The organism is Catenulispora yoronensis, assembly GCF_039531695.1.
In the GTDB taxonomy this organism is placed as follows: Bacteria; Actinomycetota; Actinomycetes; order Streptomycetales; family Catenulisporaceae; genus Catenulispora; species Catenulispora yoronensis.
Map to the genome: position 1 here is coordinate 24,662 of NZ_BAAAQN010000084.1, position 20,128 is coordinate 44,789.

At 72.2% G+C, this 20,128-nt stretch carries 20 protein-coding genes and 1 pseudogene; 11 read left to right on the forward strand and 10 right to left on the reverse strand.

What is annotated here, in order from left to right; all coding sequences use genetic code 11:
- Window positions 1-12 precede the first annotated feature (12 nt).
- The 7 genes from ABD481_RS42170 to ABD481_RS42200 all read right to left on the reverse strand — a co-directional run bounded on the left by ABD481_RS42170 (window position 13) and on the right by ABD481_RS42200 (window position 5,249).
- A complete protein-coding gene (locus ABD481_RS42170; RefSeq protein ID WP_344671533.1) occupies window positions 13-1,272 on the reverse strand; it encodes a beta-ketoacyl-[acyl-carrier-protein] synthase family protein in 1,260 nt (419 codons plus the stop codon).
- Window positions 1,269-1,748: a beta-ketoacyl synthase chain length factor gene (locus ABD481_RS42175; RefSeq protein WP_425559410.1), complete on the reverse strand. Its 480-nt coding sequence runs from the start codon at window positions 1,746-1,748 to the stop codon at window positions 1,269-1,271. The genes ABD481_RS42170 and ABD481_RS42175 overlap by 4 nt, the downstream gene beginning before the upstream one ends.
- Window positions 1,749-2,025: 277 nt before the next feature.
- A complete protein-coding gene (locus ABD481_RS42180; protein WP_344671535.1) occupies window positions 2,026-2,205 on the reverse strand; it encodes a hypothetical protein in 180 nt (59 codons plus the stop codon).
- The gene (locus ABD481_RS42185; protein ID WP_344671551.1) at window positions 2,202-3,257 is read right to left on the reverse strand and encodes a beta-ketoacyl synthase N-terminal-like domain-containing protein; all 1,056 of its coding nucleotides are present in this window, start codon (window positions 3,255-3,257) and stop codon (window positions 2,202-2,204) included. The genes ABD481_RS42180 and ABD481_RS42185 overlap by 4 nt, the downstream gene beginning before the upstream one ends.
- Window positions 3,258-3,325: 68 nt before the next feature.
- A complete protein-coding gene (locus ABD481_RS42190) occupies window positions 3,326-3,568 on the reverse strand; it encodes a hypothetical protein (RefSeq protein ID WP_425559407.1) in 243 nt (80 codons plus the stop codon).
- Window positions 3,569-3,571: 3 nt separating this feature from the next.
- Window positions 3,572-3,841 (reverse strand): acyl carrier protein, encoded by a 270-nt coding sequence (locus ABD481_RS42195; protein ID WP_344671536.1) that lies wholly within the window; start codon window positions 3,839-3,841, stop codon window positions 3,572-3,574.
- Window positions 3,842-3,848: 7 nt separating this feature from the next.
- Complete coding sequence (locus tag ABD481_RS42200) at window positions 3,849-5,249, reverse strand: class I adenylate-forming enzyme family protein (RefSeq protein WP_344671537.1); 1,401 nt, start codon at window positions 5,247-5,249, stop codon at window positions 3,849-3,851.
- A gap of 313 nt (window positions 5,250-5,562) precedes the next feature.
- On the opposite strand from ABD481_RS42200, the gene ABD481_RS42205 reads away from it, so the two are divergent.
- The 7 genes from ABD481_RS42205 to ABD481_RS42235 all read left to right on the forward strand — a co-directional run bounded on the left by ABD481_RS42205 (window position 5,563) and on the right by ABD481_RS42235 (window position 13,659).
- Window positions 5,563-6,786, forward strand: a complete 1,224-nt coding sequence (locus ABD481_RS42205) for a methyltransferase domain-containing protein (RefSeq protein WP_344671538.1) — start codon at window positions 5,563-5,565, stop codon at window positions 6,784-6,786.
- Window positions 6,783-7,958, forward strand: coding sequence for a glycosyltransferase (locus ABD481_RS42210; RefSeq protein ID WP_344671539.1), 1,176 nt, complete (start codon window positions 6,783-6,785; stop codon window positions 7,956-7,958). Before ABD481_RS42205 ends, ABD481_RS42210 begins: the two co-directional genes overlap by 4 nt.
- The gene (locus tag ABD481_RS42215; protein WP_344671540.1) at window positions 7,942-8,706 is read left to right on the forward strand and encodes an ABC transporter permease; all 765 of its coding nucleotides are present in this window, start codon (window positions 7,942-7,944) and stop codon (window positions 8,704-8,706) included. Before ABD481_RS42210 ends, ABD481_RS42215 begins: the two co-directional genes overlap by 17 nt.
- A 22-nt stretch (window positions 8,707-8,728) precedes the next feature.
- Window positions 8,729-9,691: an ATP-binding cassette domain-containing protein gene (locus ABD481_RS42220; protein WP_344671553.1), complete on the forward strand. Its 963-nt coding sequence runs from the start codon at window positions 8,729-8,731 to the stop codon at window positions 9,689-9,691.
- On the forward strand, window positions 9,688-10,758 hold the full coding sequence (locus ABD481_RS42225; protein WP_344671541.1) for an NAD-dependent epimerase/dehydratase family protein: 1,071 nt from the start codon (window positions 9,688-9,690) through the stop codon (window positions 10,756-10,758). Before ABD481_RS42220 ends, ABD481_RS42225 begins: the two co-directional genes overlap by 4 nt.
- Before the next feature lie 146 nt (window positions 10,759-10,904).
- Window positions 10,905-12,383, forward strand: a complete 1,479-nt coding sequence (locus ABD481_RS42230) for a condensation domain-containing protein (RefSeq protein ID WP_344671542.1) — start codon at window positions 10,905-10,907, stop codon at window positions 12,381-12,383.
- 7 nt (window positions 12,384-12,390) lie between these two features.
- Window positions 12,391-13,659: a condensation domain-containing protein gene (locus ABD481_RS42235; RefSeq protein ID WP_344671543.1), complete on the forward strand. Its 1,269-nt coding sequence runs from the start codon at window positions 12,391-12,393 to the stop codon at window positions 13,657-13,659.
- A 70-nt stretch (window positions 13,660-13,729) separates the two neighbouring features.
- Here the strand turns inward: ABD481_RS42235 and ABD481_RS42240 are convergent, their stop codons facing one another.
- The 3 genes from ABD481_RS42240 to ABD481_RS42250 all read right to left on the reverse strand — a co-directional run bounded on the left by ABD481_RS42240 (window position 13,730) and on the right by ABD481_RS42250 (window position 17,046).
- The gene (locus tag ABD481_RS42240; RefSeq protein WP_344671544.1) at window positions 13,730-15,148 is read right to left on the reverse strand and encodes a condensation domain-containing protein; all 1,419 of its coding nucleotides are present in this window, start codon (window positions 15,146-15,148) and stop codon (window positions 13,730-13,732) included.
- Window positions 15,145-16,023, reverse strand: a complete 879-nt coding sequence (locus ABD481_RS42245) for a helix-turn-helix domain-containing protein (RefSeq protein ID WP_344671545.1) — start codon at window positions 16,021-16,023, stop codon at window positions 15,145-15,147. Before ABD481_RS42245 ends, ABD481_RS42240 begins: the two co-directional genes overlap by 4 nt.
- Before the next feature lie 606 nt (window positions 16,024-16,629).
- The gene (locus ABD481_RS42250; RefSeq protein ID WP_344671546.1) at window positions 16,630-17,046 is read right to left on the reverse strand and encodes a hypothetical protein; all 417 of its coding nucleotides are present in this window, start codon (window positions 17,044-17,046) and stop codon (window positions 16,630-16,632) included.
- 186 nt (window positions 17,047-17,232) lie between these two features.
- On the opposite strand from ABD481_RS42250, the gene ABD481_RS42255 reads away from it, so the two are divergent.
- The 4 genes and pseudogenes from ABD481_RS42255 to ABD481_RS42270 form a co-directional block, all read left to right on the forward strand.
- Window positions 17,233-17,688: a helix-turn-helix domain-containing protein gene (locus tag ABD481_RS42255; protein WP_344671547.1), complete on the forward strand. Its 456-nt coding sequence runs from the start codon at window positions 17,233-17,235 to the stop codon at window positions 17,686-17,688.
- 97 nt (window positions 17,689-17,785) lie between these two features.
- Window positions 17,786-18,253: a hypothetical protein gene (locus ABD481_RS42260; RefSeq protein WP_344671548.1), complete on the forward strand. Its 468-nt coding sequence runs from the start codon at window positions 17,786-17,788 to the stop codon at window positions 18,251-18,253.
- A gap of 13 nt (window positions 18,254-18,266) precedes the next feature.
- Window positions 18,267-19,460 carry an MAB_1171c family putative transporter gene (locus ABD481_RS42265; protein WP_344671549.1) on the forward strand — a complete coding sequence of 398 codons (1,194 nt, stop codon included), beginning with the start codon at window positions 18,267-18,269 and terminating at the stop codon, window positions 19,458-19,460.
- Between the two features lie 226 nt (window positions 19,461-19,686).
- Window positions 19,687-20,128, forward strand: a pseudogene (locus tag ABD481_RS42270) (discoidin domain-containing protein); the annotation flags it as partial.

Below are 20,128 nucleotides of genomic sequence, written 5' to 3' on the forward strand. Positions count from 1 at the left end.
TCTCGCCTTCCGCTATGCCGGGTGGGTCCGACGGGTGCTGGGCCGGCCGTAGACGACGCTGACGTTGTGGCCCCCGAACCCGAAGGAGTTGGACATGACGTGCTCGACGGCGGCCGCGCGGGGGTCCTTGCGGATGTGGTCGAGCTCGCAGTCGGGGTCGGGATCGTCGAGGTTGTGGGTGGGCGGCAGCTGCCCGGTGCGCAGGGCCAGGATCGAGACCCCGGACTCCACCACCCCGGAGGCGCCGAGCATGTGGCCGGTCACCGCCTTGGTGGAGCTGACCGGGGGCGCGTCGGCGCCGAACAGGGTCCGGATGGCCAGCGCCTCGGCGGCGTCGCCGAGCTTGGTGCTGGTGCCGTGCGCGTTGAGGTACCCGATGTCCGACGGCGCCAGGCCGGAGTCCCGCAGCGCCTGCCGCATGGCCTCCTTGGCACCCTCGCCGTCCGGGCGGGGCGTGGTCGGGCGGTGCGCGTCGTTGGTGACGCCCCAGCCCAGCACGTCGGCGTGGGCCGCGGCGCCGCGGGCGTCGGCGAAGTCCTTGCGCTCCAGCACGAACACCCCGGCGCCCTCGCCCAGGACCAGGCCGTTGCGGCGCCGGTCGAAGGGCCGGGAGGCGCCGGTCGGATCCTCGGCCCAGCCGCGGGCCAGCGCCCGGGCATTGCCGAAGGTGTCGGCCAGGGTCGGGAACAGCGGGGCCTCGCTGCACCCGGCCACCACCACGTCGGCCTCGCCGCCGCGCAGCAGCCGCAGCGCCTCGCCGATGGCCTGGCCGCCGGCCGCGCAGGCGGTGCCGCTGGAGGAGACGTAGCCGCGGATGCCGTACTTGATGGCGACCCGGGCCGCGCCCATGTTCGGCAGCATGCCGGGCAGCAGGTAGGGGCTGACGCCCAGGCGGCCCTTGACGGTGCGCAGCACCACCTGCGCCTCCAGCGTCGCCAGGCCGCCGGTGCCGGAGAGGATGCAGGCGATCCGGTACGGGTCCACGTCCCGCGCGACGTCGAGGTCGGCGTCGGCGAGGGCGTCGGCGGCGGCCTGGAGCGCCAGCACGATGTAGCGGTCGACGACGCGCGCCTCGGTGGCCGGCAGCAGGCTGACCGGATCGATGGCCGGCCCGAACCCGCCGACCTCCAGCGCGTCCCCGACCGGGTGGCCCTCGGGCGGGCGGCGCAGGCCGGAGCGGCCCTCGCACATGGCGGCGTGCACCTCGACGGCGCTGGTGCCGACCGGCGTCACCATGCCCATGCCGGTGACGACGACCTCGGGGCGGGTCATGGCTGGCCTCCTGGGGACGGGGCGCGGAGCAGGACGGCGTGCGCGTGGTCGCGGGCACCCTGCTCCACGTGCAGGACGAGCGCCTCCTCGGCGTCGCCGTCCTCGACGAGCAGCGCGGCGGCCTCCAGCGCCGAGGCCCGGTCGGCGACGCAGACCACCGGACCGGTGAGGCTCCACCGGGCGGCGATGTGGCCGGCGACGGCGTTGGGCACGGACTGGAAGAACAGCAGCGGCCCGAGCGGCCCGCCGGTGTCGACCGCCGCCGCGACATGAGCCGCGCTGTGCAGATCGCCGCGGGAGCTGACGATGACGACGGCGGTCAGCGAAGCACCGGCCGAGCCGACGGGGCGACGGCTCAGGCACCGCGCCGCGGCCTCGGCGGCCATCGGACTGAAGGAGGACACGATGAAACCCGGCAACGGGGGCGGAGCCAGGTCGTGCTCCGACTCCGGCCAGCGCGCTTCGGCGACGACGATCAGGCCGGCCTCTGTGGAGACTGCGACCTCTGTGGCGACCGCGACTTCCACCGAGACCGCGACTTCCGTCGCCGGCGCGACCGGGATGACAGTGATGGTGTCATCCACCGGCGCGACCGCGATGACGGCCGACGGCTCCGAAGCGGCGACCGTCGTGACGACGGCGGCATGGTCCATGGTGCTCATGGCGCACCTGCCAGCAACTGCTCGGTCGCGGCCGGCCCGGACCCGCATCGCGAGTCCTGGTTCCGCCGGATCAGCGTCCTGTATCGCCTGCTCACGGCGCACCTGCCAGCAACGCAGTCTCCGCGTCCCCCAACGCGACGTTCGCGCCAGTCGAGGCCTGGCGGACCGGGAATCCGCCGGCGCGGCGGGTCGGTTGGTCGGCGGTTCCGCAGACCAGGGTCGGGTCCGGATTCGCGCGGTTCGCCGAGGCGCCCGCGTTCTTCGTGTTCATGGCGCACCTACCAGGAGTGCGGTGTTCGCGCCGCCGAAGGCGACGTTCAAGGTCAGGGCGTGCGTGAGGGCGGCGGCGGCCGGTTCCAGGACCAGGTCCAGGCGGCAGTCGTCGTCGGCGCCGAGGAATCCGGCGTTGACCGGCAGCCGTCCGGCGCGCAGCGCGGCAATGGTGACGATCAGCTCCAGCAGCGCGCCGGCCTCCAGGGCCTGGCCGTGGATGGACTTCGTGGAGCTGACCGGGATCTTGTCGGCGGCGTCGCCGAGCGCGGCGTACAGGGCGGCGGTCTCGGCCGCGTCGCTCTGCTTGGTGCCGGAGCCGTGGGCGTTGACGTAGCCGATGTCGGTGGGCCGCAGGCCGGCGCGGTCGAGGGCGTCGGTGATCGCGCGGGCCAGTCCGAGGCCGTCGGGCCGGGGCTTGCAGACGTGGTAGGCGTCGCCGGCGCGGCCCCAGCCGGCCAGCCGGGCCAGCGGCTCGGACCCGGAGGTCCCGGCCGCCTCCAGCACCACCGCGCCGACCGCGTCGCCGAGCAGCAGCCCGCCGCGGCCGGTGCTGAACGGCCGCACCTGGCCGTCGGCGGCCAGGGCGCGCCCGGCGTCGAACAGCGCGTACTGGTCGGGCTCGACGAGGTAGCCGGCCGCGACCACGACCCGGTCCGCCCGGCCGTGCGCGATCAGCGCGGCGGCGTCGGCGACGGCGGTGCTGGCCGCGACGCACGCCGAGGTGTACGCCCGCGCGCCGGCCAGGCCGCACTCGGCGGCGATCCGCTGCGCGAAGGCGTCGGTGCGCGCCGTCTCCGGCGACCGCGCCAACGCGGGGTCGCCGTGCAGCGCCAGGAACAGCCGGGTGCCGTCGCGCTCGAAGTCGCAGACCTCGTCGACGGCCCGCACCAGCTCCCGGACCAGGTCCGGGGATCCGGGCGCCGCGGCGGCCACCTTCGCCCGCCGCGTCCCGACGTCGAACCGCTCGACCGGCGCGAAGCCGGGGGTGCCGGCGGACACCGCGGCCAGCAGCGGCTCGACGCCGGCGCCGAAGGCGCTGAACACCGACATCGCGCCGACCACCACCTCGCGGGGGCCGCGGCGGGTCCGGCCGGCCCGCACCGCGGTCCCGCCTGCGCTCACGCCGCCGCTCCGTACCCGAGCTCGCGCAGCACCGCGCTCGCGCCGGCCACCGTGGTCATCCGCGCGAGCGTGTCGTCGTCGACGTCGAACGGCTTGCCGTAGCGCTCCTCGATCTGGTGGATGAGCCAGGCCAGCTCCAGGGAGTCCACGCTCTCCGGGACCTCCTCGGGCTGCCGCTCGCCGTAGGTCGCCAGCATCGCCACCACCTCGGCGCGATACGGCTCGGACGCCTCGTCCACGGGTCAGCCCGACGTGGTGGCGGTCGCGAGCCGGGCGGCGACGGTGGCGCAGAACTCGTCGATGGTCAGCGCGGCGATCTCGTCGAGCTCGTCGTCGCTGAACCGGATGCCGAACCGCTCCTCCAGGCGCACGCCCAGCTCGGCCAGGGCCAGGGACTCCAGGTCCACGCCGGCCGGCCCGAGCAGCGTCTCGCCGTCGAAGCCGGAGGTGTCGTAGTTCATCTCCTTCAGCGCCTCGAACGCGAACGCCTTGATCTCGTCATGCGACGTCATGAACTCCTCAGTTCCTTCCGTTACTGGGGACGGTGGCGAGCACGCCCTGGTCCCGCACGAGCTTTCCGGTCGCGGTGCGCGGCAGCTTGTCGACGACGTGCCAGGCGCGCGGCCGCTTGTAGGCGGCCACCCGCTCGTTCAGCCGCTGCTGGACCGCGTCCAGAGCGGCCGACTCCTCCAGGACCACGTAGGCCTCGATCGCCTTGCCGTACACGACGACCGCGCCGGCCACGCCGGGCAGTCCGGCCAGGGTGTGCTCGACCTCGCTCAGGTCGACCTTCAGGCCGCCGATCGAGACCTGCGAGTCGCGGCGGCCGCGGATCCGCACCAGTCCGGTGTCCGGATCGACGCTGCCGGCGTCCTTGGTGTGCAGCCAGCCGTCGGACCAGCGGGCCGGGTCGACCAGGCCGACGTAGGGCGAGTGCTCCATCGCGATGTGCAGCTCGCCGTCGGCCTCGCGCAGCGTCATGCCGGGGGCCGGGGCGATCGCCGGGCGGTGCGCGCCGAACAGGTCGGTGCCGATGACGCCGAGCTCGGTCATCCCGTACATGTTGCCCAGCCGGATCCCGTAGCGGTCGACGAAGGCGTCGTGCACCTGGGCCCGGACCAGCTCGCCGCCGGTGGTCATGCCGGTCAGCTGCGGCAGCCGGGGCGGTTCGGCGACCGCGGCCAGCAGCTCGATGTGGAACGGGACGCCCAGCAGGGTGGTGGGCTCGGGACCGGCGGCGACCGCGGCCAGGATGGCGTCGGCGGTCATCCGCTCCGGCAGCACCAGCTGCACGCCGGCGTGCAGGCCGTAGAGCAGCCCGCCGACCAGGCCCAGCACGTGCACCATCGAGGCCATCGAGACGATCCGCTCGCCGCCGCGCGGCACGCCGTCGATCTTCAGGTAGCGGTCGATCTCGGCGATCAGGTCCGAGGCGCTGCGGCCGATGGACTTGGACGGCCCGGTGGACCCGGAGCTGAGCTGGACCAGCGCGTGCGGGGTGTCGGAGGGCCGGCCGCCGGGATGCGCGGCGATCTGCTCGCGCACTTCCTGGAAGGCCCGCAGCGCACCCCCGCTGGCCTGCGCGACCGAGACCACCAGCTGCGGCGCCAGCCGCTGCAGGGCCTGGTCGATCTCGAAGGCGGTCAGCCGGTGGTCCAGCAGCGTGGCGCGGGCGCCCAGGCGCCACACCGCCAGCAGGTTCGTGATGAACGCCAGCGACGGCGGCAGGCACAGCGCGACCGAGCCGCCGGCCCGCAGGCCGGCCTCGCTCAGCGCCGCCTGCCGCTGCGCGACCAGGCGTCGCAGGGTCGTGCGGTCCACCGGCTCGGCGAGCACCAGGCACACCTGGTCGCCCGGGCCGGCCAACAGCACCTCGTCGACCCAGCCCGGATCGGTCGGAATCTGGATTCCCGCCGCCATCGCCGATCACCTCCGCGCAGGAGAAAAGAGAAAAAGAAAAGGGAGAATCGCCGAACGGAACCCCTGGGGGAGATAGCCGGACTCCGTATTGCCGGATCCGTTCGCCAGGGCGCTCGGCAAGCTTTGGCTCTCCGTTGACCGATCGTCAAGCAGCGCGCCAAGATCCAGTGAAAGGTGCTGGTCAGGGTTGTGAAATCAACCCTTTGAGGCCTGCAAAATTTCAGGATTGACCATCGTCGAGCGGCGGAGCTAGCGTCTTTGCCGATCGTTCAGCCCTCATTATCGCGTGCATTCATTGGAGCTTGGAGCATTGGTGAAAGCTGACATGAACACGGCGGTCGAGCGCTATTACGACACGACGCTCGACCTGTACGAGGAGCTGTGGGGCGAGCACGTGCACCACGGGTTCTGGGACGAGGGCGAGCGCCCGGGCGCCGACGGCGCGGACCGCCACGAGGCGACCGACCGGCTGGTGCGGGAGCTCGTCGCCTACGCGGCGGTGCCGCCGGGCGCGCACGTGCTGGACGTCGGCTGCGGCATCGGCGGGCCGGCGCTGTACCTGGCCGGGCCGCTGGGCTGCTCGGTCGTGGGCGTGACGCTGAGCGCGCAGCAGGCGGCGCGCGCCGGCGAGAAGGCACGGGAGGCCGGGCTCGGCGACCGTGCCGAGTTCCACCAGCTGGACGCGCTGAGCACCGGGTTCCCCGACGAGTCGTTCGACGTGATCTGGGCCGTGGAGAGCCTGATGCACATCGAGGACCGGGTGGCGTTCTTCGCCGAGGCCCGGCGGCTGCTGCGGCCCGGCGGCCGGCTGGCGATCGCCACCTGGTCGGTGCGCGACGGCGCGCTGGACGCCGACGAGCAGAACCTCGTCGACCTGATCCTGAAGCACCAGGTGATGCCGAGCTTCTCCTCGCTGGAGGAGCACGAGCGGCTCGCCGCGGCCGCCGGCTTCGCCGAGGTGGCCTCGGTGGACTGGAGCCGCGCGGTGGCCAACTCCTGGGATCCGGAGTTCGCCCTGGTGAAGAAGCCGGAGCACGGCCGGGCCACGATGGTGGAGCTGGCGCGCGAGCGCGGAGCGGACGTGCTCGGGTTCTTCTATGCCGGGCCGTTGATGAAGAAGGGCTTCGACACCGGCGTCATGACCTACGGCGCGGTGCGCGCGGTGAAGCCGGCCGAGGCCGCCGCCAGCCCGCAGACCCTGGCCGAGGTGGTCGAGACCTTGCAGACGGTGCTGGACCAGGACGACGCGTGGAGCGTGGGCATCACCGCGGCCACCACCCTGGACGGCGACCTGGAGCTGGAGAGCGTGGAGCTGGCCGCGGTGAGCCGGGCCCTTCAGGCCCGCTACGGCGACCGGGTGGACCTGGTCGGGCACGTCTCGGGCCTGGGCGTGGACGAGATCATCGCGTTCACCGTCGGCGACGTCGCGGCCTTCGTCGCCGCGCACCGCGACGGCGCCGGACCCGGGCAGGCCGCCACGGAGGCGCGACGCGACGCGTCCGCACAACGGGCGACGGTGGGTGACGAGCCGGAATGAGCCGGTTCCTGTTCGTCAGCCTGCCGCTGACCGGGCACGTGAACCCGATGGCGGCGGTGGCCAAGACGCTGAGCGCGCAGGGCCACGACGTGGCCTGGGCCGGTTCGGAGTCCTATCTGCGGCCGCTGGTCGGCCCGGAGGCGGTGATCCAGCAGATCCCGCTGCGGCCGCACCGGCGCCAGGCCGACCGCGGGATGGCGGCGGCGAAGACCCGCTGGGAGGAGTACATCGTCCCGCACTGCCGGGTGTCGCTGAAGGGCGTCGACAAGGCGGTGCGGGCGTTCGAGCCGGACGTGCTCGCGGTCGACCAGCACGCGGTGGCCGGGGCGCTGGTCGCGCACCGGTACGGACTGCCGTGGGCGTCGATGGCGCCGACCACCATGGAGCTGACCCGGCCCTACCGCGCGCTGCCGAAGGTGGAGGCCTGGATCCAGGGCCATCTGGCGGCGATGTGGACCAGCGCTGGGCTGCCCGGGGAGCCGCCGCACGATCTGCGCTTCTCGCCGCACCTGCTGGTGTCGTTCACCGGCGCGGCGCTGACCGGGCCGCTGGCCTGGCCGGACAACGCGGTGCTGGTCGGGCCGGCACTGACGGCGCGCCCGCCGGACCGCGAGTTCCCGATGGACTGGCTGGACCCGGACCGGCGGCACGTGCTGGTCTCGATGGGCACGCTCTCGGCGGAGGCCTCGCACGGCTTCTACCAGCGCGCCGTCGAGGCACTACGACCGCTCGGCGACCGGGTGCAGGCGATCCTGACCGCGGATCCGGACACCGTCCCGGACCCGCCGGAGCACATCCTGGTCCGCACCCGCGTGCCGGTGCTGGAGCTGATGCCGCGCCTGGACGCGGTGGTCTCGCACGGCGGGCTGAACACCGTCTGCGAGGCACTGGCGCACGGCGTGCCGCTGGTGATCGCCCCGATCAAGGGCGACCAGCCGATCAACGCGGCGCAGGTCCAGGCCGCCGGGGCCGGGCGCCGGGTGAGCTTCGCCCGGGTGCGGCCCGAGGCGCTGCGGGCCGCGCTGCACGCCGTGCTCGACGACCCGGAGCCGCGCCGGGCCGCGGCCCGGATCCGCGATTCGTTCGCCGCCGCCGGCGGCGCCGGGACGGCGGCCGCCCATCTGACGCGTCTCGCCGAGAGAGTGAGGGAACCCCTTGAAAGTCCTGCGTGACATCTGGCTGATCTTCCAACGCAACATCATGCTGATGTGGCGTTCGCCGCTGTGGGTCCTGCTCGGGGTCTCCCAGCCCGTGGTCTACCTGCTGCTGTTCGCACCGCTGCTCAAGCCGGCGCTGGCGCCGATGGGCGCGCATTCGCAGGCCGACGCCTACCGCATCTACGTGCCCGGCATGCTGGTCGCGCTGGCCCTGGCCGGCGGCCTGTACGTGGGCTTCGACCTGCTGCGGGACCTGGCCGCCGGGATCGTCGAGCGGGCCCGGGTGACCCCGGTGAGCCGAGTGGCGCTGCTGCTCGGACGCAGCCTGCGGGACGTGGTGGTGCTGGTCATCCAGGCGGTGATCATCGTGGTGCTGTCGCTGATCTTCGGGCTCACCGTGGCGATCCCGAACCTGCTGATCGGCTACGGCATCCTGGCCCTGATCTCGCTGACCAGCTCCTCCTTCTCCTACGGGGTGGCGCTGAAGATCAAGAACCCGGCGGTGATGGGCCAGCTGATCAACAACATCGCGCAGCCGCTGATGCTGCTGTCCGGGACCTTGCTGCCGATCGCGCTGGCGCCGCTGTGGCTGCGCGACGCGGCCAACGGCAACCCCTTCAACTGGTCGGTCACCGGCATGCGCGCGCTGTTCACCGGGCACGCCACGGACTCCTCGGTCTGGAAGGCCGCCCTGATGCTGGCCGCCCTGGCCCTGGTGACCATCACCTGGTCCGGCCGCAAGTTCGCCCGCTCGGTCCGTTAAGGAAGGGGGACACACGATGACCATCATCCAGACCAGAGGTCTGAAGAAGACCTACGAGACCCGCACCAAGCGCAAGACCACCACGGTCGAGGCGGTGCGCGGGGTCGACCTGGACGTCGCCGAGGGCGAGATCTTCGGCTTCCTCGGCCCGAACGGGGCCGGCAAGACCAGCACCCTGCGGATGCTGTCCACGCTGATCCCGCCGGACGCCGGCGAGGCCACCATCGCCGGCGCGGACCTGCGGACCCAGCAGGCCAGGGTGCGCGAGGCGATCGGCTACATCGCGCAGGGCGGCAGCACCTACGACGACGCCACGGCGCGCGAGGAGCTCATCCTGCAGGCCCGCATGCACGGCATCAGCAAGGCCGAGGCCATGCGGCGGGCCACGGTGGCGCTGGAGGCCTTCCAGCTCACCGAGTACGCCGACCGGCCGTGCAAGACCTACTCCGGCGGCCAGCGCCGGCGCGTGGACATCGCCCTGGGCATCATCCACGAGCCGAGGGTGGTGTTCCTGGACGAGCCGACCTCGGGCCTGGACCCGCAGAGCCGCGCCCACATGTGGGACGAGGTGCGGCGGCTGCGCACCGAGGGCATGACCGTCTTCCTCACCACGCACTACCTGGAGGAGGCCGACGCGCTCTGCGACCGGATCGCCATCATCGACGGCGGCGAGGTGGTGGCCGAGGGCACGCCGGAGGCGCTGAAGCGGGAGATCTCCGGCGACGTGGTCACGGTCGGCGTCGGCGAGGAGTTCGCCGAGAAGGCCACCGAGATCCTCGCCGGGCAGTCCTATCTGACCGGTCCGGTGGAGACCCGCGACGGCGGCCGGGTCCGGCTGGCGGTGGAGGCCGGGGAGACCGCGGTGCCGCTGGTCATGCGCACGCTGGAGGAGGCCGGCATCGCCACCTCCACCATCGAGGTGCACCGGCCGACGCTGGACGACGTGTTCCTGACCAAGACCGGCCGTTCCCTGCGCGAGTCATGAGCGGCGATCGGACCGGGTCGCAGGAGGAAGCCGGGACGCCGCTGGAGATCCGCCGCGCGGTGGTCACCGGCGGCGCCGGGTTCGTGGGGTCGCACCTGTGCGACCGGCTGCGGGACGGCGGCGCGGCGGTGGTCTGCGTCGACAACTTCCTCACCGGCTCCCCGGACAACGTCGCGCACCTGGCCGGCGACCCCGGCTTCGAGCTGCTGGCCGTCGACGTCAACGAACCCTTCGACGTGGCGGGGCCGGTGGACGCGGTGTTCCACCTGGCCTCGCCGGCCTCGCCGCACGACTACGCGCGGCATCCGCTGGCCACGCTGAAGGCCGGCGCGCACGGCACGCTGCACGCGCTGGAGCTGGCCGGGCGCAAGGGGGCGCGGTTCCTGCTGACCTCCACCTCCGAGGTCTACGGCGACCCGAAGGTGCATCCGCAGGTCGAGTCCTACTGGGGCAACGTCAACCCGATCGGTCCGCGCAGCCAGTACGACGAGGCCAAGCGCTTCGCCGAGGCACTGACCGCGACGCACCGCGCGCACCTGGGGTTCGACACCGTGATCGTGCGGCTGTTCAACACCTACGGCCCGCGGATGCGGCCGCTGGACGGCCGGGCGGTGCCCACCTTCATCACCCAGGCGCTGGCCGGGCTGCCGATCACGGTGGCCGGCGACGGGTCGCAGACCCGCTCGCTGTGCTACGTCGACGACACCGTGGCCGGGATCCTGGCCGCGGCGCGCGCCGGGCACCCGGGGCCGATCAACATCGGCAACCCGGCCGAGATGAGCATCCTGGAGCTGGCCGAGCGGGTCCGCGACCTGTGCCGCTCGGCGGCCCCGACCCGGTTCGTGCCGCGGCCCGGCGACGACCCGGACCTGCGGCGCCCGGACATCGGGCGGGCCGCGGCGGTGCTCGGCTGGGCCCCGGTGGTGGACCTGGACAAGGGGCTGGCGGCGACCATCGACTGGTTCGCCGCGCAGCAGGCGGCCCCGGCGGCGGAGGCGGCACCGGAGGCTCCGGCAACGGAAGCGGCGGAAGCGGCGGAAGCGGCGCAGACGGCTCCGGCCGCCTAGGCGGCTCCGGCCGGCAGTTCGACCCCGAGACGAGCGGCGGCCCGGCCCCGACCGGGCCCGGCCGCCGCCCGTCCGGCCATGGCAGAACATGGCAGAACCCGGACAGCAGCGGGTATCACCCGCGACCCGTGGAGGGTGAAACGGCGATGCGGCAGCACACGATCATGGTCCCGTTCTCCGGCGAGGGCTCCGGCACCGAGGAGCTCACCTGGGGGATGTGGACCGTCTGGCGGGCGATGCAGGGGTTCAGCTCGCCGTTCATGGTCGGCGGCGCGATGGAGCTGGAGCCGGGCACCACGCTGGAGTACCTGCGGGGGCTGCTTTCCTTCATCGTCGGGCGGCACGAGTCGCTGCGCACCCGGATCCGCACCGACTCCGAAGGGCACCCGGCCCAGGTCCTGTCCGCCACCGGCGAGGTGGGCCTGGAGGTCTACGACCTGGAGCCCGGGGAGGACGCCGCCGAGCAGGCCGAGGCGATCCGGGCCCGCTACGAGTTCGAGCCCTTCGACATCGCCGAGGACTGGCCGGTCCGGATGGCGGTGATCCGCAAGGACGGCGTGCCGGACCACTTCGTGGCCATGTATCCGCACATGGTGATCGACGCCTACGGCTTCGAGGCCCTGGTCGGCGACCTGGTCCACCTGGACCCGGCGACCGGGGAGGCGCTCGGGCCGCGCACCGGCATCCAGCCCCGGGACCTGGCCCGCAAGCAGCGCACCCCGGCCGCGATGCGGGCCGGCGAGGCCTCGCTGCGGTTCTGGGAGAACTGGATGCGCAAGATCCCCACGCGGCGGTTCAACGGACCGCACCCGGAGCAGGACCAGCGCTGGTGGGACGCCACCTACGACTCCCGGGCCGCGCATCTGGCCGTGCGGTCGGTCAGCGAGCGCACCGGGCTGGGCAGCGGGCCGGTGCTGCTGGCCGCCTACGCCGTGGCCCTGGCCCGGGTCACCGGCGTCAGCCCGAGCGTGATCCGGATGGTGGTCAGCAACCGCTTCCGGCCGGAGTTCGGCCCCTCGGTGAGCGTCGTGGCGCAGCCCGGGCTGTGCGTGGTCGACGTCGCCGGGTGCACCTTCGACGAGGCCGTGCAACGGGCCTGGCAGGCGCAGATCGCCACCGGGAAGAACGCCTACTACGACCCGCGCCGCCTGGCCGAGCTGCGGGAGCGGGTGGAGAAGGACCGGGGCGCCGCGCTGGACCTGAACTGCTACTTCAACGACCGGCGCCGGGCCCTGGCCCCGCCGACCGCCGCGGACGCGTCCGGCGATTCCGCCGGTTCCGCCGGTTCCGCCGGTTCCGCCGGTTCCGCCGGTTCCGCCGGTTCCGCCGGTTCCGCCGCGAAGGACGCCGACGAGGCCCCCACCGCCGAGCAGATGTGGGACGCGCTGCCCCTGTCCCGGCTGACCTGGGGCATCCGCTCGAACTCCCCCGACGTCAAGGCCTACCTGGACGTCAACGCCAGCCCGGACACCGTCAACCTCACCCTGCGCGCGGACACCCAAGCCGTGTCGCCGGGCGAGCAGGTGGCGATCCTGCGGTCCATGGAGGAGATCCTCCTGGGCGCCGCCTTCGACCCCGGCTACCCGACCGGGGTCCTCTCACCAGAGACCAGCACCAGCGAATAGGAGTCCGGTGGATACGACGACGTACCCCATGACGATCGGCCAGCTGTCGGTGTACCGCGACGTCGAGCGGATGGCGCCGGAGCGGCTGTGGGAAGCGAACCTCCAGCCGCTGGTGTGGGACGTCCGCGTCGAGTGCGGCGTGGAGGACGTCTGGCGGGCGCTGGGCGACCTGGCCATGCGGCACGAGTCCCTGCGGACCAACTACGTGGTCGACGAGTCCGGCGCGCCGTTGCAGTTCCTCGCGGCGCAGGACGCGAAGGAAGTGCTCGACCGCGTGGAGCGCGGCGTGGCCGACGTCGCCGAGCTGCCCGCGCTGATGACCGCCAAGTCCCAGGAAGTGCTGGACATCCACCACGGCATCCCCTGGCGGGCCTGGGTCTTCACCGAGGACGGCGCGCCCAAGCACGTCCTGTGCATCGTGCACCACATCGCCGCCGACGGCGCCGCGTCCCTGATCATGCAGGACGACTTCCACGCCCTCCTGGCCGGCGAGGAACTGCCGCCGCCGTCCGGGCAACCGATCGCGATGGCGCTGGACCAGCAGGGCGCGGGCGCGCACCGGCTGCGCGCCGCCGAGCGCCACTGGCGCCGCACCCTGGAGGCCGCGCCGCGCCGCCCGGCGGTCGCCGAGCTCACCGACATGATGCAGGGCGCCATCCTCACCACCGGCATCCCGCTGGAGGACCTGCACGCCAGCGCGGCGCGGCTGGAGGTCAGCGTGTCGACGGTGGTGCTGGCCGCGTACTACCACGCGGTGCGGGAGGTGATGGGGAGCTCGGCGGCGCTGATCCTGATGGTCTCGGCGAACCGCTTCGACTCCGTCCTGGCCGGAGTGGTGACGTCGCTGACCCAGTGGGCGCCGATCCTGCTCGACTTCGACGGCGGCGAGACGCTCCCGGAGCTGGTCGCGAAGGTCCACGGCAAGGCGCTGACCGGGCTGAAGAACGGCATCTGCGACCCGGACGCGGTGCTGCGCTTCCGCGAGGAGTACTTCGAGCAGGCCGAGCCGCCGGTGGACCAGGGCTACAACCTCAACACCATCCTGGCGCCCCCCGGATTCGCGCCGCGCCCCGAACAGCGGCCGTCGGCGATCGAGTTCGCGCCGCCGGCGAGGAACTTCGGGCCCGGGTTCTACCTGATCGTGCGGGGGATCGACACGGTCGACTGCATCGTCCGGCACAACCGGCCGGACCTGGACCAGGAGACGGTGCGGCGGTTCCTGGAGAGCTTGCAGAGGACCCTGCTGGAGATCGCCGGGTTGGAAGCGATCGACTGAGGACAACGAACTGAGAGCGGAAGGCCGGTCGCGGACCCAGGCTTCTGGGTCCGCGACCGGCCTTCCGCCGTCACACTCCCGTCCGCACCCCGGGGTCGCATCCGGCCTCGACCGCCAGCGACTCCATCAGCCGCGCCAGCCCTTCCATCTCCTCCGGCGCGACGAACCAGGTGTCGGCGTAGACCAGCAGCGGAACCGCGTCCCCGACCCCGTCGACGATGTCGATGGTCACCATCAGCCGCTCGTTGAAGAACGGCAGCTCCATCCACGTCGCCGGCGTCTCGACGCTCGCGGCCGCCTTGACCTCCGCGACGCTCGGCTCCGTCCCCGGAGCCGTTCCGCTGCGCTGCGAAGGCCGGTCGTTGTAATAGCACAGCGACAACGGCTCGCCGCGCTCCCGCTCGACCTCGGCCAACAGCTCCTGCCACTCGGTCAGATCGAAGTACGCGTACTTATAGGTCCGCGTGACGGCGCGCTGGGCCCGCTCCACCACCTCGTCGATCGTGGCGTCGGCGACGTCGACCACGAACAGCCCGGTCTGGCTGACGTTCCCGACGATGTCCGCCATCCCCGGCCGGAACCGGTTGCTGACGAGCATCTGCGCCGCCGCCAGCCGGTCGCCGGTGATCCGGACCAGCGCCGTCGAGAACAACGCCAGCAGCACGGCGCTGACGTCGCACTCCAGCCGGTGCGCGATGCGGGTGGCGCCCATCATCATCGGCACCGAGCGCAGCGACACGCGCCGGTAGCGCGCGCCGGCCCGCTCGACCGCCTCGCGCTCGCCCCTCCCGTTCTCGCCCCGCTTGGGCAGCGTCATCAGTTCTCTGCGCCAGTACCGCAGCGACGCGTCGCTCTGCTTGCGCCCGGACGGGCTGTTCTGGTGCGCGGTCAGATCCAGGGGATGGTTCTGCACCGGGTACGGCACCTCGCCGGTCGCCGGATCGCGCTTCGTATAGTCGTCGTACATGGCGAACGCGCCCGCGCCGTCGGTGGCGAAGTGGTTCAGCACCGTCACCAGGTGCGTCAGCACCCCGTCCCGCCGCACCAGCAGCATCCGGATCGGCAGCTCGTTCTCGTCGTCGAAGGAGAGCTCCTCGTGCTCGCTGACGAGCTCGGCCGCCACCGCGGCGGCGTCGCCGCCGGGCGGCACGTCGACGATCTGGATGAGCGCCTGCCCGGCCGCGAAGACTTCCTGAACCGGTGGGGCATCCGGGCTGAAGCGCAGCAGCGTGCGCATGGCCTGGAAACGGTTCAGATAGAAACGCAGCTCCTCGGCGAAGTCCTGAACGGAGGCAGTAGGGTCCAGCTCGCGGATGGCGCACATGTTCATCGGCGAGCCGAGGTTCCGGATCGCGCCGAGAATATGCTGCTGGCCCCAGTTCAGGGCACCGATTCCGGCACCGTCGCCCTCGAAGGGCACTTCCACGACGTGGCGGGAGGCCTGCTCGGGCCCGGCCGCTTCGGCGGTCCTCGGATATGTGGGGGTCATCCGACGCCGCCCATGCTCTTGATGGCCAGCCGCAGCCACCGCCTGGTCTCGTCCGGCCCGAGGGCCGCGGTCCGCTGTTGTTCGAAGGTCTGCGCGTAGCGGTCGATCTCGTCGACGCCGTCCACCTTGCACCAGCCGACGACGCCGCCGACGAAGCCGACGTGCTCGGACTTCCTGGCGCCGGCGCCCAGCGTCATTAACGTGAACCCGGTATGCGCACCCGGGTAGACCCTCCCATCTGGGATGACCCGGACCTCGGTCCGGGGATGGCGGGACGCCTCCAGCAGGTACGCGGCCTGCCGGACCGCGACCGAGCGGTCCCCCCAGGACCGCAGGACGGCGTGGGCGTCGAGGACGACCTGGACCTTCGGCCCCTCGTCGACCGCGAACCGGGACTGCCTCCGGGTGAGCACCGAGGCCAGCGCGGCGCGCTCCCCCGGCTGCTTGTCCGGCCACAGCCCGGCGATCAGCATCCTGGTGTAGGCGGCGGTCTGCAGGATGTCCGGGATGAACACCGGGGCGAAGACGTCGATCTCGACGCAGGTGTCCTCGTACTCCAGATACCGTTGCAGCGGCGCCGGCAGCGAGCCGGCCTCCCCCTCCTGCCACCAGCCGCGCCGCAGGGCCTGCGACGCCTGCTCGACCAGTTCGTCGGTGACCTTCGGTTCCAGGTCGTAGACCCGGCACAGGGCCCGGACGTCGTGCGGGTTGACCGCGTACTGTCCGTTCTCGATCCGGGAGATCTTCGCCGCGGACATCGCGTCCGCGGGGGTGAGTTTGCGGGCGACCCGTTCCAGGGTGAGCCCGGCGGCGACGCGGTGTGCTCGCAACGCCGCTCCGATCCTGCGCTGGCGCAGGGTCAGGCGTTCAGTCATGGATCTCGATCCGCTTTCCCTGACACGTACGTTCGCACTACATCAGCCCTCGACATTACTGGTCACAGCGCCGTCTGTAAACTGAAGTGAATGGAGTGAACTCACTTATTCACATCAGTTGTCATGGTGCCGAGGCCGGTCGCGGGCCGCCGCGAACACGCGGCCGCCGCGGGAAGCGGAGCCCCCGGTGCCGGGCGCCGGCCCGGCTCGCGCCGGAGCGGGGCGGTTCGACAGCGGGCAGGGGCGGGACGGACCAGGTCCACCACCGCGTACCAGGATCGGTCGCGGGATGTCAATGGCCTGGTGCCAACAGGTTTCGGCGCTGGTCGTGCCAGCCGTGCCGACCGGGTCGGCGGCGATCGCCGCCTCGATCACGAAGTCTCCCAGACCGGCCAAGCCACAGCAATGGATGTCTCACGGCATAGACGGGGCGATCCGCACAGCGGAGCCGGCGCGCCGCGGGCGCACTCGCGATTCACCTCAGCTGACGGCTCGGCGAGCCCCGGTGCCGCACCGGCCCGACCCGGGCGTGGAGGTCTTCCAACGCCCCGGGCCGGGCCGGGATCAGCAGTTACCAACCGTGCTTGTCGATGCCGACGGCCTCGGTCAGCCGCCGGTGACGACGCTCATGGCGAGCGCGTCGCGGACGTTCATGGCCAGGGCGTCCCGCACGTTCATGGCCAGGGCGTCGCGGACGTTCATCGTGAAGCCGCCGGTGACGACCTCGGCCCGGAGCGCGTCGCGGACGTTCTTCGTGAAGCCGCCGGTGACGACTTCCGCCTGGAGGGCGTCGCGGACGTTCATGGTGAAGCCGCCGGTGACGACCTCGGCCCGGAGGGCGTCGCGGACGTTCATCTTGGCGCCGCCGGTGACGACCTCCGCCTGGAGCGCGTCGCGGACGTTCATCGTGAAGCCGCCGGTGACGACCTCGGCCTTGAGCGCGTCACGGACGTTCATCTTGGCGCCGCCGGTGACGACGTCCATCCGCAGCGCGTCGCGAACATTCATGGTGGCAGTGGGCATGTGTTTTCCTCCGAAGGGTGGGAGGGATCGAAGAGAGCCAGTGTTCTGACCCGTTCGGAACGTAAATCAATTCATCCTGGCTGACAAGACCTGCAAGATGGTTCACAACCGCTGACGTCTCATCGACTAGCATGGTCGCGGTATCGGGGCAAGCGGGGTTTGTATCGATCGAGGGGGTTCGTACAGGTGGCACACGGCGAAGCACCCGCCGGACCGACGACGCTCGCGGGGAAGATCGACACGTTGTTCCACGTCGTGCGGCGGCCGGACCGGGAGATGTTCACCAACGAGGAGGTCGCCAAGGCCTGCCGCGAGGCCACCGGCGAGACCTTCTCGGCGACCTACGTCTGGCAGCTGCGCACGGGGCGCCGCGACAACCCGACCAAACGGCACCTTGAAGCACTGGCACAGTTCTTCCAAGTCCCGGTAGCCTACTTTTTCGACGATGATCAGGGAGCTGCCATAACGCGGGAGCTGGAGCTGCTCGGCGTGCTGCGCGACGCCGGGGTGCGCAGTGTCGCGATGCGGGCGCTCACGCTGTCCCCGGAGGGCATCGACACACTCAACGACATGATCGACGTCCTGGTGCGGCACGAGGGGAAGACGCGCACGCAGAGCCGGGGCGGTACCGAGGAAGACTGACGCGGACACGTCCGGCCCGGCGACGGAGCCGGCGCGGAAGAGGTGGCCTGTGGGGATGGGCAGCGGCCGGACGGAACTGTGGCGCCGATGTCGGGCGGTGGTGGATCGGCTGGACCTGCCCGATCCGTTCGACGCCGAGGACTTCATCGGCATGCTGGCCCGCGAGCGCGGCCGGCCGATCGAGCTGATCCCGCTGCCCTTCCGCCCGGACCGGCCCTGCGGCCTGCTGGTCACCACGCTGCGCGCGGACGTCATCATCTACTCCAACGACACCACCGCGATGCACCGGCAGCACATCCTGCTGCACGAGGCCGCCCACCTGCTGCGCGGCCACGACGCCGGCCCGGAGTCGGCGACCGGCTCCCACACGCTGCTGCCGAACCTGTCCCCGGCGCTGATCAAGAGCGTGCTGGGCCGCACCGTCTACAGCGAGCCGCAGGAGCGTGAGGCCGAGCTGATCGCCTCCCTGATCCACCACCGCGCGGCGCAGGACCGGTCCTCCCTGGCCCGCGGCCGGGGCCGGCGCCCGCGCCTGTTCCCGCGGTCCGCGCCGCGCGAGGCCTGACCGGCGCCGCACGATGTCCGACCTCGCCGCCTACCTGGGCGCGGCGATCCTGGTGGCGTGGGCCGCGAGCATGTCCGTCCTGGAGCGGCACGGCGCGCGCCGTCCGATCCGCCGGGCCGGCCTGGTCTTCGCGCTGTGCGAGGGCTGCTCGCTGGCCCTGCTCGCGCCGCGCACCGTCAGTGCCCTGACCGACGCCGGCCTGCCCGGACCGGCCGTCGTCGCGGCCGGCGACGCGGTGCGCGCCCTGGCCATCAGTTTCCTGATGATGCTGGCCTGCGCCCTGAATCCGCGCGGCTGTGGCCGCCGACCGGGGTGCCAGCTGGCCATGGCCGTGCTGGTGCAGGCGGCCATGCTGGCGCTGTTCGTGATCGCCCGGCCCCGCCTCGACGCGGAGGGCGAGCTGATGGCGGACCCGCCCGGCCGGTGGCCGCTGGCCCTGCGGGTGGCGGTGTTCGCCGGCTACGCGATCTGGGCCCTGACCGAGCTGTTCCTGGCCCTGCTGCCGCAGGCCCGCCTGGCCGGGACACGCGCGCTGCGCTGGGGTGTGCGCCTGTTCCTGGTCGCGATCGTGTTCGGGATGCTCTGGTCGCTGTGGTCCTACGACGACATCCTCGACGTCCTGCGCCACGGCGAGTTGAACGGCAGCGAGGACGTGCTGTCGAACGTGCTCGGCGCGGTGTGCGCGTCGTTGGTGGTGACCGGCGCCTTGCTGGGCCGCTCCGGGGCGACGCTGTCCGCGACCGCCCGGTGGCTGCGGCTGTACCGCTGCTATCGGCTGCTGGGTCCGCTGTGGACGGCGCTGCGGGCCGCGATGCCCTATATAGCGTTCCCCCAGGCTTCGCGGCCGCGGATGGCCGGCCGGCTGCGCCTGGAGTTCGCGCTGTATCGGCGGGTCATCGAGATCCACGACGGCCGCCTGGTCCTGCGTCCTTACCATCACCCCGCCGTGGCGTCCTGGGTCGCCGCGGCCAGTGACTCGGGACCCTCCGACGCACTGGTGGAAGCGGCGACCATAGCCGCGGCGCTGGAGAACATGCGGCGGCAGCGGCGCTTCACCGACAGCTCCGAGGCCCCGGCCGGGGACCCGGGCCTGGTGCTGACCGACCTGGACTCCGAAGTGCTGTGGCTGTCGCGGGTGGCGTGGGCGTTCAGCCGGTCGCCGGTGATCCCTGCGGTCCTGGAGCGGCTGCGCGCCGAAGAGGGCTGACCGCCCGCACCGCATCGCCGCCCGCACGCCCCGCTGCCCATGCACTCCGCCGCCCGTACACCCCGCTGCCCGCAAACCCCGCCGGTCACACGCGGGCATCATCGCGTCCTTGCATTCTTACGTCAGGTTATTGCGCATACCCATCTCCTTTGTAACGATGACCCGTGCCAAAGTTGCACAGCCTCGTCCCAAGAGCGTCACATCGAAGCCGGGAGGCGAAACTTCCATGACGGTCACACGCCGGAGATTCCTCAGCACAGCGGTGGCGGGATCGGCCGCGGCCCTGGTCACGGGGTCGGAACTGTTCGTCGGAGCCGCCCCGGCCCAAGCGGCGAGTCCGGTCGGCGACGTCGTCGGCAAAGTTACGGTCGGGTATCAGGGGTGGTTCGCCTGTGCCGGTGACGGGGCGCCGATCAACGGCTGGTGGCACTGGGCCCAGAACTGGGGGCAGACCCCCTCGCCGAGCAACAACGTCATCAAGGCCTGGCCCGACATGCGGGAGTACACCCGCACGTATCAGACCGCGTACTCCAACCTCGGCAACGGCCAGCCGGCGACCCTGTTCTCCTCCTACGACCAGCAGACCGTCGACACCCACTTCCTGTGGATGCAACAGAACGGCTGCGACACCGCCGCCCTGCAACGCTTCAACCCCAACAGCTCCGAAG